Below are 13795 nucleotides of genomic sequence, written 5' to 3'. Positions count from 1 at the left end.
AAACGCCCTGGCTTGTTGCAGGCCGCCCCAGTACCGTCGCGTTCAGGAATACGTCCGGTCTGGAGTGGGGCTATGACCAAAATCGTGACGATCACCGCCGGGATGGCGGTGACGATGCTGTCATTCGGCGCCAAGGCGCAGACGCTCAGCTACCAGTTACTGCAATATCAGGGCGCGAGCACTTTCTTCACCGGCATCCACGCCGGGCTGCTCACCGGAAACTACGTCATTCCGGGCACCACCTATACCGGCGGCCTGCTCTATAACCAGACCACCGGGACGTGGTCCGCCTTCCCGACCGCCACCGCCAACGGGTCGAACTATCCCGGCGCCATCGTCTCCTCGCCCTACGGGCCGGGCTTCGGCTCGCAATACGGCATCCTGCGCGCGGTCGGCAGCTACCAGACCACGGCCACCTCGCCCTATGACACCGGCTATCTCTATGACGCGGCGGCGGCGCCGGGCCAGACCCTGACCACGCTGCAATATCCCAGCGGCGCCTCGCCGACGCTGTTCACCATCGCCCACAGCACCTTCGGCAACCAGGTGGTCGGCAATTACGACACCCGCCTCGCCACCGGCAACGCCTTCATCTACGACATCAAGACCGGCACCTACACCACCAACAACAAGCCCGGTGCCGTCAGCACCACCGCCTACGGCATCTGGGGCGACAAGATCTCCGGCGGCTTCTTCGAGGCCAGCCTGCCCTCGGTGGAGCACGGCTACATCTACGACAAGACCACCGGCGTCTTCACCCAGTATGACCACCCCGGCTCGGTCGGCACGCATTTCGAGGGCATCGTCGGCGCCGGGCGGGCGGGGGAATACAATCTCGTCACCAACTGGATCACCGCCGACGGCAAGACCCATCCGGCGATCATGCATGTCGCCGCCGACGGCACCGTGACCTGGTACGAGATCACCATTCCCGGCACCGTGGTCTCGGCCAATTCGGCCTATGGCGACACCGTGGTCGGCATCGTCGTGAACGGCGCCGTCTACGGCTATATCGCCACCATGCCCGGCATCTACAATCCGATCCGCAACGACACGCCGCTGGTGGTGTCGGCGTCGGGCGTGGCCGGCATCACCGCCAATCCGGGCGGCGACGACGTGGTGAACACCTCGTCCATCCTGGTGTCCGGGGCCAACAGCATCGGCATCAAGACCGACACCTACGGCGTGGTGAACACCTCCGGCACGATCACCGCCAACGGCCTCGCCAGCACCGGCGTGCAGATGAACGGCCGCTTCAGCACCCTTCTGAACTCCGGCACCATCACCGCCGCGCCGGGCGCGTTCGCGGTCTCCAACGGTGTCGGAGCCACCGGCACCACGGTGGTCAACAACGGCATCATCAACGGCCAGGTGAGCCTCACCGGCGATGTGGACGCCCGGTTCGAGAACAACGGCTGGCTGGGCATCACCGCCGCCGGCGCCGGCATCACCCACCAGATCAACGGCGTGTTCGCCCAGACGCCCACCGGCGTGCTGGCGGTGCGGGTCAATGGCGCCACCGCCGACGCCTTGCAGGTGAGCGGCGTGGCGCGGCTCAACGGCACGCTGGCCGCCGGCTTCACCGGGCCGTCCGGCCTGCTGAAGCAATATACCGTGCTCACCGCCAGTGGCGGGGCCACCGGCACCTTCGCCAGCCTCTCGACCACCGGCCTGCCGGCGCTGTTCTCCACCTCGCTCAGCTATGCGCCCACCGCCGTCACGCTGAACGTGTCGTCCGGCCTGTCGCAGCTCCCCAGCCTGTCGCGCAACCAGATCGCGGTGGCCGCGGGCATCGACACCGCCCTCAACACCTCCAGCACCACCACCGTCGGCACGCTGCCCACCGGCCTGAGCGGGCTCTACAATCTCTCGGCCGCCGCGCTGCCCGCCACGCTCAGCCTGCTGTCGGGCGAGGCCTATGCCAGCGAGCAGTCGGTGCTGATGGGCGACGCACTCTATGGCCGCCAGTCGGTGCTCGGCCGGCTGCGGCAGGGCGCCTATGGCAGCCAGTCCGGCACGCTGGCCGCGCTGTCCTTCGGCGGCCCGGCCCTGGCCTTCGCCGGCGCCGACGCGCCGGCCCCCGTCGATGCGGCGGGCGCGCTGGCCTATGCGGTGAAGGCCCCCGGCCTGCCGGCGCCCGCCGTGGGGCCCACGGTGTGGGCGCAGGGCTTCGGCGTGTGGAACGACATCAGCGGCACCAGCACCTCCGCCGCCGTCAGCGAGACCCTGGGCGGCATGATGGCCGGCATGGACGGCATGCTGGGCGACTGGCGGCTCGGCTTCGCGCTCGGCTATGCGCAGTCCAATGCCAATGTCGGCTCGCTGGCCAGCTCGATCCAGTCGGACAACGTGACGGCGGCGCTCTATGCCGGCACCAGCTTCGGCGCGCTCAACCTGCGCCTCGGGGCGAGCTACACCTTCAACCAGGTGGACGGCACCCGCACCATCGCCGTGCCGGGCCTGCTCCAGACGGTGAACGGGCAGTATGACGGCGGCACCAGCCAGCTGTTCGCCGAAGTGGGCTACGGCCTGGCGCTCAACAGCATCGCGCTGGAGCCGTTCGCCGGCCTCGCCTATGTGCATCTCGACACCAACGCCTTCACCGAGACCAGCGCCGGCACCCTGGCGAGCGCGGGCCTGACCTCCGCCGCCACCAATTCGGACGTGGGCTACACCTCGCTGGGCCTCCGGGCGGCGACGGTGGTGCCGCTGGCCAACGGCATGGCGCTGGCGCCGCATGCCTCGGCGGCCTGGCTCTATGCCTTCGGCGACCTGTCGCCGGCGGCGCAGATGGCCTTCACCAGCCTGCCGTCGGCCTCCTTCTCGGTGGCCGGCGTGCCGCTGGCGCAGAACAGCGCGCTGCTGGAGGTGGGCACGGACCTGCGCCTCACCGCCCAGAGCCGCGTCGGCCTGTCCTATGTGGGGCAGTTCGGCGACGGCGTCTCCGCCAACGCCTTCGAGGCGACCTTCGCCTTCACCTTCTGACGGCCGGCTCCGGCGCGGCGGCGTGGGAATATCGTCCCGGCCTCAGCGGGTGACGGAGGACGCGGGGCGGCCGGCGCTGGCGAGGACTTCCACGTCCTTGTCCTTGCCGGCCTCCACCTTGAAGTCGCGGCTCACCACCTTGCCGTCGTTGCGGGCGATGGCGACATAGTCGCCCTCGGTGAGGATGAAGGACGGGAAGGCGCCGATGGATTCCTTGATGGTGTCGCCGCCCGGCGTGATGATCGACCACTGGGTATCGGCCTGGGCCTCGCCGCCCGGCTCCTTCACCAGCTTGAGGGTGATCTGCGCGGCGCGGTGATGCACCGTGGCGTCGGTGAGCTTGCCGGCCTGCACGGTGACGTCCGCCCGCACCACCGCATTGGCGTCGCCATAGCTGGAGACCACGTGGTAGGTGCCCTCGGGCAGCAGCACCACCTCATTGGCCAGTGCGCCGCGATAATAAGGCTGGGTGGAGGTGCGGCCCTGGAGGAAGGAGCCTTCGAAGATGTCGAAGGAGACCTTCTGGTTGGTGATCGCCTTGTTGTCCACGTCGGCCTGGAGCCGCAGCCCGCCGGCCGGCAGCACGAACACCTCGCGCCGCGAGGTGGCGCCCAGCACCACGCGCTGCGCCAGCGTGGCGTAGCCATAGCTCAGGTGGACGATGTAGCCGCCCGGATTGAGGAAGAACACCGGCGCCGCCTCGGCGCTCTCGGCCACCAGCGGGAAGGCGCCGGAGGCTTCCGGCGTGTCGGCGAACACCCGCCAGGTCAGCCCGCGCGGCACCGGCGCGCCCTCGGCGCCGAAGCGGGCGAACACGCCGAGCGTGATCTTGCCGGCGGGCGCCTGGGGCAGCACCGCGTGCGGCTCGCGCGGGCCGGATGGCGCGGCGGCGCGGCCGGGCGGCATCTGGGCCGGGGCCGGCCCCGAGAAGCTGCCGGGCGGCGGGGAGGTGGCGCCGGCGAACGGCAGGGCGCCGCCGGCCGGGGGGGCCAGCGGCACGGGCGAGACCAGCCCGCCCGGCGCGCCGACGGGCGCCGGCGGGCGCAGCGTCTCCTGCGCGAAGGCGCCGGCCGTCCCCGACACCAGCGGTGCCAAAGCGGCGGACATCACGGCCAACGTCACGGCGATGAGGCGCCCCAGCCGGCGGGCGGAGGCGGGATCGAAACTGCGCATCGGCCTGAGGTGCCCTGAAATCCTGTCGGTTTCAAGTCATGCCGCACCATGCCGCATCGGCTTTGGCGGCTTGCGGCGGTGTGCTAGAGCACCGGCGATACCGCCCGGTGCCGGGCGGCTGCGTCCTTGTCGCGGTCCCGCCCGGGGCCGTTCCTTCCGCAACAGGCGCGCGCCGCCCCGGCCGGGCGGTTGCGTTCAAGGGGTTTTGATGATGCCCGACGCACTCGATCTGCTGCGCACCCGCCGCTCGTCCCGGATCATGGATCTGGTGGCGCCCGGCCCCTCGCCGGCGGAGCTGGACACCCTGCTGACCATCGCCGCGCGGGTGCCCGACCACGGCAAGCTGGCGCCGTGGCGGTTCATCGTGTTCGAGGGCGAGGGCCGGGCGCGGGCCGGCGCGGCGCTGGCGCAGGTGTTCGCCGCGCTCCATCCCGACGCCACCGAGAAGCGCCTGGAGGAGGAGCAGGGCCGCTTCGCCCGCGTGCCGCTGGTCATCGCCGTGGTGTCGCGCGCGGCGCCGCACGTGAAGATCCCGGAATGGGAGCAGCTGCTGTCCTCGGCGGCGGCGGCGGAGAACCTGCTGATCGCCGCCGCGGCGCTCGGCTACGGCGCCACCTGGGTGACCGAATGGCCGACCTATGAGGAGCAGGCGCGCGCCGCGCTCGGCCTTGCGGCGCACGAGCGCATCACCGGCTTCGTCTATGTGGGCACCGCCACCCAGGCGCTGGAGGACCGCCCCCGCCCGGCGCTCGCCGACATCGTGACGCGGTTCTGAGTCCCCGGCGCGGCCATGGATCTCAGTCCATGGCCAGCCCGGCCGGGGTTCCCGTGCAGGGCAGCGAGCGTTCCACCGGCACATAGATGACGATGTCCGGCTTGAAGCGCTCCACCGCGCTCCAGCTGAAGCGGCAGTTGCGGTGGTGGGTCCAGGCGAAGGCGCTGGTGCGCGAGGCCAGCAGGCCCGGCCAGAAATGCTGGGTGAAGCTGTCGCCGATGACCAGGATGCGCGGCCCCGCGTGCCCGGTGTCGTAGGCATAGGATTCGAACGGGTCGTTGGGCGGGCTCGGCGGCATCACGCCCAGGATGGGTTTCAGCCCCGGCTGCGGCAGCATGGCGCCGCGGGGCGGGAAATCCACGTCGCCGCTGGCCTTGCTCTCACCGAGGAAGCGGGAAAGATCGCCGGTCGGCACCTTCTGGAGCGGGCCGAGCGCCTGCGCCGGGTCCACCCTCAGGTCCGGGAGCCCGGCCGCGTCCATGGCGGCGTTGAAGGCGAGCAGCGCGCCGCGTGAATTCCAGTGGGTGTCGGTCTTGCGATAGACCGGCCCGCCGGCCAGCGCCGCGGTCATGACCGGCCGCAGGTCGACGAAGGTGACGCCCTGCTCGGGCAGGGTCTCGGCGGCGAAATCGTATTCGGTGGGAGTGCGCCGCTCGCTCAGCGCCCAGTCCGGCAGATGGTCGGACAGCACGGTCTGGGCGTTGGGCGGCGAGAGCACCACCAGCTTGACGCCGTCCTTGCCGAGCACGTCGCGCATGCGGGCGGCGACGCGCGTCAGCGCCTCCATCTGTCCCCTGCGGAATACCCGGCCGAGGGTTTGGTCGAGCGCGCCTTCGCCCGTGTAGAACAATTGCCCGTCGCTGCCGATCAGCACCGGCCGCTTGCCGGTGGACTGCACCATCCGGTCGAAGCTGGCATTGGCGGCCATGATGAGGCCGCGCAGGCCGTAATTGTCGTTGATATAGGGGTCGAGCCGCTCGGTGGCGCGGGCCCACCACAGCGGGGGCACCGCGCGCACGGTGCGCAGCGGCGCCGGCAGGTCGGGCGTGAACAGGCCGATGGTGGGCAGCAGCAGCACCGCGAAGAAGACGGCGCACCACCAGCGGCGATAGGCGAACAGCAGCGGCATCGGCTCAGAACCTGAAATAGAGGAACGGGCTGTAGGCCGCCGCCCCCACGGTGATGACGCACAACAGGAACAGGCCCAGCACCGCCAGGCTGTCGCCGACCGCATAGGCCTTGCGCCGCCAGGCGTCCGGCACAAGGCCGCGCGGCGGCAGCGGCAGGCCGAACATGGCCAGCGGCCAGCCCAGCACCATCATGGCGATGGTCAGCGGCTGCAACGCCTGGAGCAGCGGCGCGGGCAGGCCGCCGAAGCCGTTGAGCCCGGCAAGGCCGGCGAACAGGTCATGCGCCCCGCCAAGGTCGTTGGCGCGGAACCACACCCAGCCGGTGAGCACCACCAGCAGGGCATAGGCATGGGACACCACGCGCGGCGCCCGCGCCAGCGCCCGGCCGAAGGCGGTGCGCTCCAGCACCAGGAAGGCGCCGTGATGGGCGCCCCAGATCACGAAGGTCCAGCTCGCCCCGTGCCACAGGCCGCACAGCAGGAAGACGGTCCAGAGGTTCAGCGCCGTGTGCAGGTGGCCATGCCGGTTGCCGCCCAGGGGGATGTAGACATAGTCGCGGAACCAGCTCGACAGGCTCATGTGCCAGCGCCGCCAGAAGTCGGTGATGGAGCGCGAGGCATAGGGCGTGCGGAAGTTGCGCGGGAACTTCAACCCCATGGCGAGGGCGAGGCCGATGGCCATGTTGGAATAGCCGCCGAAGTCGAAATAGATCTGCAGCGCATAGGCCAGCACGCCGATCCAGGCGGTGGCGAAGGAGGGCGCGCTGGTCTGGTCGAACACCACCGAGACGAGGGGCGCCACCTCGTCGGCGATCAGCACCTTCCACGACAGGCCGATGACGAAGATGCGCAGGCCCGCCGAGACGCGGCCGGGCGTGGTGCGCCGCTCGCGGATGCGGTGGGCGATGGTGGAATAGCGCACGATCGGCCCCGCCACCAGTTGCGGGAACATGGTGATGTAGACCGCGATCTCCTCCAGCCGCGTGTTGGCCCGCACCCGGCGCCGGTACACGTCCACGAGGTAGGAGATGGCGTGGAAGGTGAAGAAGGAGATGCCGAGCGGCAGCGGCAGGTGGATCACCGGCACCGCGAGGCCGGCGGGCGCCAGCAGGAGGTTGAGGTTCTCCGCCAGGAAGCCGGAATATTTGAACACCACCAGCCCGGCGATGTTCATCGCCACGGCGAGCCCCAGCATGCGCAGCCGCCAGCGCGGCGAGCGGGCGTCGATGACCTGCGCCATCCCATAGTTGCCGGCCATGGAGACGGCGAGGACGGCGAGGTTGCCGAGCCCGCCCCAGGCATAGAACACCAGCGAGAAGACGAGCAGCACGACATTCTTCGCGCGCAGGCTCGGCGTCGCGAAGTAGCAGATCAGGAAGGCCGGCAGGAAGTAGTAGAGGAACGTGACGGACGAGAAGATCATTCGTGTGTCATGGCCTGGGCCCGCCGGACGGCGGGCCGGGCGCGCCTAATAGATGAATTGTTCACGCAGGATACGCTCGTCGAGCCCGTGGTCGGGATCGAACAGCATGTCCATGGACGATGATTTGTCGAGATGCGCGGACACTTCCACGATGTCGCGCACCTCCTGATGGTCGGCCACCGCGCTCACCGGCCGCTTGTCGGCCTCCAGCACGGTGATCTGGATGGTGGCGCGGTCGGGCAGCAGCGCGCCGCGCCAGCGGCGGGGGCGGAAGGGCGAGATCGGGGTCAGCGCCAGCAGGGCGGTGCTCAGCGGCAGGATGGGGCCGTGGGCGGAGAGATTGTAGGCGGTGGAGCCGGCGGGGGTGGCCACCAGGATGCCGTCGCAGATCAATTCCTCCAGCCGCACCTTGCCGTCGATGGAGATGCGCAGCTTCGCCGCCTGGTAGGTCTGGCGCAGCAGGGAGACCTCGTTGATGGCCGGGGCGGTGTGGTGCACGCCGTGCACGTCCAGCGCGGTCATCACCAGCGGATGGATGATGACGTGGGTGGCGGCGGCGAGGCGCCCGTGCAGGTCGTCCTCGCGGAAGGTGTTCATGAGGAAGCCCACCGAGCCGCGGTGCATGCCGTAGATCGGCACGCCCCGGTCGCGGAAGCGGTGCAGCGTCTGGAGCATGAGGCCGTCGCCGCCGAGGGCGACGATGACGTCGGCGGCGTCCTCCTCCACCGCACCGTAGCGCTTGATGAGGCGGGCGCGGGCGGCTTCCGCCTCGCTGGTCTGGCTTGCCGCGAAGGCGATGCGCTCGAAGCGGCGTGGGCTGTCGGTCATCCGGACGATTGCTCTCCAGCAGCCCTCGCGCCTGAAGCGGAGGCAGCCGAGGGCGCGATCATGCGCGGGGGAGGCAAGGCGCCCCCATCCAGGCGGACTCGCACCTTCGGCTTTGCAACACAGACGGTTCGGCATGCGGGTAGGACAGCACCGCGCTTTCCCCCGACGCCTCCGGTTCCGTCTTTCGTCTATCGGGCGGGAGCGAGGTTGTCGAGGCGGCGGGGCTCGCGCCGGCGGGTTCCCGCCCGCCTGTGGCGCGACAGGCACGCCGCCCTGGTGCATTGTGCGGGCGTCCCTGTGCCGGAGCCCGCCATGTCCACGCGCCTCGTCTCCACGCGCCTCGTCTATGCCACCTATCCCAGCCTCGCCCTGGCGGAAGCGGCCGGCCGGCGCGCGGTGGAGGCGCGCCTTGCCGCCTGCGCCAACATCCTGCCGTCGATGGTTTCGATCTACCGCTGGGAGGGCGCGGTGGAACGGGCGGAGGAGGTGGTGCTGCTGCTCAAGACCACGCAGGCGCTGGCGCCGCGCGTGGTGGAGGCGGTGCGCGCCGGCCATCCCTACGAGATGCCGGCGGTGCTGGTCCTGCCGGTGGAGGGCGGCAACCCCGCCTTCCTGGAGTGGATCGCCGCCGAGACGGCGGAGGCCTGAGCCCGGCTGCGGCGGAATGTCCGCCGGCCGGATGGAGACGCGGCCGCGCCCCGCTCAGCCCCGCGCCTGCACCCAGGGCACCGGGACGAAGCGATAGCCGTCGCCGTCCTTTTCCAGATGCGCGGCGCCGGGGAAGGGGAAGTGGAAGCCGGCCACCAGCAGGCGCTCGGCCGCCACGATCTCCAGCATGCGCCGGCGGCTGGCCTCGGCCAGATCGGGGTCCATGTCGAACATGGCGTGCCAGCCGGGATTGCGCACGAACAGGTAGGGCGTGTTGGTCAGGTCCGACTGGATGAACAGCCGGTCCGCGCCCGAGGTGAGCATGAAGGAGGTATGGCCCGGCGTGTGGCCGGGGGTGCCGATGGCGGTGAGGCCGGGCAGCACCTCCTGGTCCCAGTCATAGCGGTTGACGTGGCTCTCCACCGCCGCGAACACCCGGCGGGCATTGGCGAAGGCGGGCTTCTGGGCGTCCGGCGCGCGGCTGGCGGCGCCTTCGTCCAGCCAGAAGTCCCATTCGCGCTCCGGCACCAGCACCTGGGCATTGGGGAAGGCGGGCGTGCCGTCGGCGGCCAGCAGGCCGTTGATATGGTCGAGATGGAAGTGGGAGATCACCACCGTGTTGATGGTGGCCGCCGCCACGCCGACGGATTCCAGCGTGTGGTGCAGGCGGCCCATGGTGGAGGGCTCCGCCTGCGGGCCGAAGCCGGTGTCGATGAGCACGCGGCGGCCGGCGATCTCCAGCAGCAGCGGGTTGAAATAGATCGTCAGCTGGTCGTCCGGCAGGAAGGCGGCGCGCAGCGCGGCCTTCACCGCCGCCTGCGGCTGGTTGCGCACGAAGCCGTCCGGCAGCGGGATGGTGCGGGTGCCGTCGGGCAGCGCCGTCACGGTGACGGAGCCGACGCTGTAGCGGTAGGCGACGGGCGGAAGCGGGGGCAGGGCGGCCATGCAGATGGTCCCGAAGGGAGGAGAGCGTCGGCGATCCGCGCGGGCCTCGGGCGAGGCCCGCGCCGCGCGCCGGGTGCTGCCCTATAGCCCGCCCATCCCCCGGACGGGAATACTGTTCCTGCGGAAGGCCGGACCCGCGCCGCCGGCCGGGCGGGCGGGTGGCGGTCACAGTCGCGTGAGCCCGGCCCGCTGGGTGCGGGTGATTGTCCGCGCGGCCGGCCGCCGGGCAAAGAAAAAGGCTGCCCGCGGGGCGGGCAGCCTTGCTGCGTCGGGTTCTGTTGCGTCGGGCCTTGAGCGGGCGCTCAGCGCACCGGAGGGGCGTACTGGATGCCGCCGGTGCTCCAGAGCTGGTTCACGCCGCGCGGGATGGCGAGCTTGGAGCCGGTGCCGACATTGCGCTCGAACACTTCGCCGTAATTGCCCACGGCGCGGATGATGCGCACCGCGAAGTCCTTGGTCAGGCCGAGCTGGGTGCCGTAGTCGCCCTCGGTGCCCACCAGGCGCTTCACGTCCGGCTTCTCGGACTTCAGCGCGTCGTCGATGCTGAGCGAGGACACGCCCAGTTCCTCGCCGTTGAGCATGGCGTAGTGGGTCCACTTCACCACGTTGAACCATTCGTCGTCGCCCTGGCGCACCACCGGGCCGAGCGGCTCCTTGGTGATGACGTCGGGCAGGACGATGTGGGCGGCCGGCTTGGCGAAGCCGGTGCGCAGGGCATAGAGCTGCGACACGTCGGTGGTCAGCGTGTCGCAGGTGCCGGCCTCATAGGCCTTCACCAGCTCCTGCACCGAGGGCAGGGTGACCAGCTCGATCTTCATGTTGTTGGCTTTGAAATAGTCCGTCGCATAGCTGGCGGCGGTGGTGCCGGCCTGGACGCAGACCTTCGAGCCGTCCAGCTCCAGCGCGGATTCGACCTTGCGGGCGGCGGGCACGAGGAAGCCCTGGCCGTCATAATAGGTGATGGGGCCGAACAGCAGCTTGAGCTTGGCTTCGCGCTCCAGCGTCCAGGTGGTGTTGCGCGAGAGCACGTCCACCTTGCCGGATTGCAGCGCGGTGAAGCGCTCCTCGGCATTGAGCGGCACGTAGGTGACCTTCGCCGGGTCGTTCAGCACGGCGGCGGCCACCGCCTTGCAGAAGTCCACGTCGAAGCCGGTCCACTTGCCGTCCGCCTGGGCGGAGAAGCCGATGATGCCGGTGCTGACGCCGCAGGTCAGCGACCCGCGGTCCTTGACCGCCTTCAGGGTCTGGGCGGCGGCGCCGTGGGCGGTGAACGCCACGGCGGCGCCGGCCAGCAGGGCCAGCAGGCCCGACGTCCGGAAAGTCTTCGCAGAAACGCCTCGCGTCATAGGACGTGCCCCGGAAAGGAGGAAGGGAAAGCCGCTCACAGCGTAACCGCCTGGCGGATGATGACCTTGGTGCCCACCGGCACGCGGCTGTAGAGGTCGATGATGTCGCTGTTCACCAGCCGGAAGCAGCCGGAGGACACCGCATAGCCGATGGTGTCGGGCTGGTTGGTGCCGTGGATGCGGTAGACGGTCTGGCCGAGATAGAGCGCGCGGGCGCCCATGGGGTTGCCCGGGCCGCCGGCCATGAAGCGCGGCAGGTAGGGCTGGCGCTGGATCATTTCCGCCGGCGGCGTCCAGTCCGGCCATTCCGCCTTGCGGCTGATCTTCTCCAGGCCCTGCCACTGGAAGCCGTCGCGGCCGACGCCGATGCCGTAGCGCATCGCCCGGTTGTTGCCTTCCACCAGGTAGAGATAGCGGTCGGAGGTGGAGATGATGATGGTGCCGGCGGCTTCCGTGGTGCGGAAATAGACCGGCTGGCGGCGATAGGCCGGGTCGAGCTGGGCCTCGTCATCCTCGGGCGGCACGAGGCCGGGCTGGTCGCCGATGTCCAGCGTCGCGCCGGGGGTGCCGCGCGGCGCGGTCACGCCGGGAATGGAGGCATTGGGAACGGGCTTGGCGCCGAATGACTGGCCGAACGCGGTGCCGGCGAGGGCGAGCAGCCCCAGCTGGAGAACCGTGGCCAGACCGATGGTCCTGAATGTCGTCGACATGAACTCGACCTCCCTCTTCCCGCCCCCCTGGCGCGGCGAAGACGGCGGACGCATCCGAGCGGCATCGCGCGACCGGGCGTTCCGGTGGCGATGGGCCGTTCGGCGTCTGTCCTCCCCCGCAACCATGGGATCGCGCTCCTGCCTGATGCACGCCCCGTTTCCCGATAGCTGAGCCGCAGGGGAAGGAAAAGGAAAAAGAATGGCCGGGTCCGCCGCCGTTCCGGGCGCCTCAGGCGCCGGGCGTGCGGTCGCCCTCGCCGAGGTCGCGCTGCATCAGCACGGTGTCGAGCCAGCGGCCGAACTTCAGGCCGGTGGAGGCCAGGATGCCGATGTCGCGGAAGCCGCAGGCGCGGTGCAGGCCGATGGAGCCGGCATTGGCGCTGTCGCCGATCACCGCCACCATCTGGCGGAAGCCGCGCGCCTCGCATTCGGCCACCAGCGCCTCCAGCAGCGCCCGGCCCACGCCGCGCTTCTGCGCGGACGGGGCGACGTAGATCGAGTTCTCCACGGTGAAGCGGTAGGCGATGCGCGGCCGGAAGGCGCCCGCATAGGCATAGCCGAGCAGCGCGCCGTCGTCGTCCACCGCCGCCAGGTAGGGATAGCCCCCGGCCAGCAGCGCGTCGAAGCGGCGGGTCATCTCGCCGGTGCCCGGCGGGTCCAGCTCGAACGAGGCCGTGCCGGTGCGCACCGCCTCGTCATAGATGGCGGCGATGGCGGGGATGTCGGCGAGGGTGGCGGGACGGACGAGCATGGTGGCCGCGCGGGAGAGAAGGGATCCGGCTCCTCATACAAGCGCGCCGTGCGGTTTTGAAGCCTGCCCCGCGTCGCACCCGCGGCGGCGGGCGCAGCGGCGGGCGCGGCAAAAAAAGGCCCCGGCAAACCCGCCGGGGCCCTCCATGCGTCTGGTTCGGCGCGTCGGCCGGATCAGTTGCTGTTGCGGTTGCCGAACAGCTGCAGCAGCATCATGAACAGGTTGATGAAGTCGAGATACAGCGTCAGCGCGCCCATGATGGCCTTCTTGCCGGCCACCACGTCGTCGTCGCCGGCGAAGTACATCTCCTTGATGCGCTGGGTGTCGTAGGCGGTGAGGCCCGCGAACACCAGCACGCCCACCACGGACACGATGAACTGCAGCATCGAGCTCGCCAGGAAGATGTTCACCAGCGAGGCGATGATGATGCCGAACAGGCCCATGATGAGGAACGACCCCATCCCCGTCAGGTCACGCTTGGTGGTGTAGCCCCACAGGCTGAGCCCGCCGAAGGACGCGGCCGTGATGAAGAACACCCGGCCGATGCTCTCGTGCGAGTACACCAGGAAGATGGTGGACAGGGAGATGCCCACCAGCGCCGCATAGACCCAGAACACCGCCTGGGCGGCGGCCACGCTCATGGACTGGATGCGGAAGCTCAGGAAGAACACCGCGGCCAGCGGCGCGAGCATCACCACCCACTTCAGCGGGCTGACGAACAGCGCGTAGCCGAACTTGGTCAGCATGATGCCGCCGGCGATCTGGCCTGCGGCCGCGCCCGCGTCGGTGGTCACGGAGAGCATGTAGACGCCAAGGGCGGCCGCGCCGGTGATGGCAAGCCCAAGAGCCATGAAGTTGTACACGCTGAGCATGTACGCCCGCAGGCCCTGGTCGATCGCGGCCTCCGAGCGCGTCACCGAGCCGTAACGCGCGGCGACGTTGCGATCATAATCGGACATCGTCGGTTCCTTTCCTCAATCCATCGGCCGCGGGGGCAGGCCCCGCACCTGGACCGATGCACCCCGCAATATGGTCGGTTCAAAATGCAGCCACAAGACATCCCTTGATGAAATTTCCGCAAG

The 13795-nt window shown here is 70.1% G+C and carries 12 protein-coding genes; 3 read left to right on the top strand and 9 right to left on the bottom strand.

Annotated features, from left to right (window positions below):
• The first annotated feature begins 72 nt into the window (after positions 1 to 72).
• Positions 73 to 2985, top strand: a complete 2913-nt coding sequence (locus YU1_RS0117235; protein WP_156922227.1) for an autotransporter outer membrane beta-barrel domain-containing protein — start codon at positions 73 to 75, stop codon at positions 2983 to 2985.
• Between the two features lie 42 nt (positions 2986 to 3027).
• On the opposite strand, the gene YU1_RS30000 is transcribed toward YU1_RS0117235, so the two are convergent.
• Positions 3028 to 4158, bottom strand: a complete 1131-nt coding sequence (locus tag YU1_RS30000; protein WP_084539942.1) for a hypothetical protein — start codon at positions 4156 to 4158, stop codon at positions 3028 to 3030.
• A 211-nt stretch (positions 4159 to 4369) separates the two neighbouring features.
• Here YU1_RS30000 and YU1_RS0117225 point away from each other — a divergent pair, with 211 nt between their 5' ends.
• Positions 4370 to 4933 carry a nitroreductase family protein gene (locus YU1_RS0117225; protein ID WP_029005129.1) on the top strand — a complete coding sequence of 188 codons (564 nt, stop codon included), beginning with the start codon at positions 4370 to 4372 and terminating at the stop codon, positions 4931 to 4933.
• Positions 4934 to 4955: 22 nt separating this feature from the next.
• On the opposite strand, the gene YU1_RS0117220 is transcribed toward YU1_RS0117225, so the two are convergent.
• From YU1_RS0117220 to YU1_RS0117210, 3 genes are read right to left on the bottom strand one after another with little or no spacing between them, the layout of a single operon-like run.
• Positions 4956 to 6062, bottom strand: a complete 1107-nt coding sequence (locus YU1_RS0117220) for an alginate O-acetyltransferase AlgX-related protein (RefSeq protein ID WP_029005128.1) — start codon at positions 6060 to 6062, stop codon at positions 4956 to 4958.
• Between the two features lie 4 nt (positions 6063 to 6066).
• A complete protein-coding gene (locus YU1_RS0117215) occupies positions 6067 to 7485 on the bottom strand; it encodes an MBOAT family O-acyltransferase (protein ID WP_029005127.1) in 1419 nt (472 codons plus the stop codon).
• A 45-nt stretch (positions 7486 to 7530) separates the two neighbouring features.
• Positions 7531 to 8313, bottom strand: coding sequence for an NAD kinase (locus YU1_RS0117210; protein ID WP_029005126.1), 783 nt, complete (start codon positions 8311 to 8313; stop codon positions 7531 to 7533).
• 312 nt (positions 8314 to 8625) lie between these two features.
• On the opposite strand from YU1_RS0117210, the gene cutA reads away from it, so the two are divergent.
• Positions 8626 to 8961 carry a divalent-cation tolerance protein CutA gene (cutA, locus tag YU1_RS0117205; RefSeq protein WP_029005125.1) on the top strand — a complete coding sequence of 112 codons (336 nt, stop codon included), beginning with the start codon at positions 8626 to 8628 and terminating at the stop codon, positions 8959 to 8961.
• Positions 8962 to 9015: 54 nt separating this feature from the next.
• Here the strand turns inward: cutA and YU1_RS29995 are convergent, their stop codons facing one another.
• The 5 genes from YU1_RS29995 to YU1_RS0117180 form a co-directional block, all read right to left on the bottom strand.
• Positions 9016 to 9906 carry an MBL fold metallo-hydrolase gene (locus YU1_RS29995; protein ID WP_051356975.1) on the bottom strand — a complete coding sequence of 297 codons (891 nt, stop codon included), beginning with the start codon at positions 9904 to 9906 and terminating at the stop codon, positions 9016 to 9018.
• Between the two features lie 302 nt (positions 9907 to 10208).
• A complete protein-coding gene (locus YU1_RS0117195) occupies positions 10209 to 11252 on the bottom strand; it encodes an amino acid ABC transporter substrate-binding protein (RefSeq protein ID WP_035715705.1) in 1044 nt (347 codons plus the stop codon).
• Between the two features lie 35 nt (positions 11253 to 11287).
• Positions 11288 to 11962, bottom strand: a complete 675-nt coding sequence (locus YU1_RS29990) for a L,D-transpeptidase (RefSeq protein ID WP_084539940.1) — start codon at positions 11960 to 11962, stop codon at positions 11288 to 11290.
• A 229-nt stretch (positions 11963 to 12191) separates the two neighbouring features.
• A complete protein-coding gene (locus YU1_RS0117185; protein WP_029005122.1) occupies positions 12192 to 12713 on the bottom strand; it encodes a GNAT family N-acetyltransferase in 522 nt (173 codons plus the stop codon).
• Positions 12714 to 12886: 173 nt separating this feature from the next.
• The gene (locus tag YU1_RS0117180; RefSeq protein WP_029005121.1) at positions 12887 to 13672 is read right to left on the bottom strand and encodes a Bax inhibitor-1/YccA family protein; all 786 of its coding nucleotides are present in this window, start codon (positions 13670 to 13672) and stop codon (positions 12887 to 12889) included.
• Between the last annotated feature and the right edge of the window lie 123 nt (positions 13673 to 13795).

It is taken from the genome of Azorhizobium doebereinerae UFLA1-100, from assembly GCF_000473085.1.
Lineage (GTDB): Bacteria > Pseudomonadota > Alphaproteobacteria > Rhizobiales > Xanthobacteraceae > Azorhizobium > Azorhizobium doebereinerae.
The sequence above is the reverse complement of the archived record's forward strand: the minus strand, read 5'-3'. Positions and strand labels throughout refer to the sequence as shown.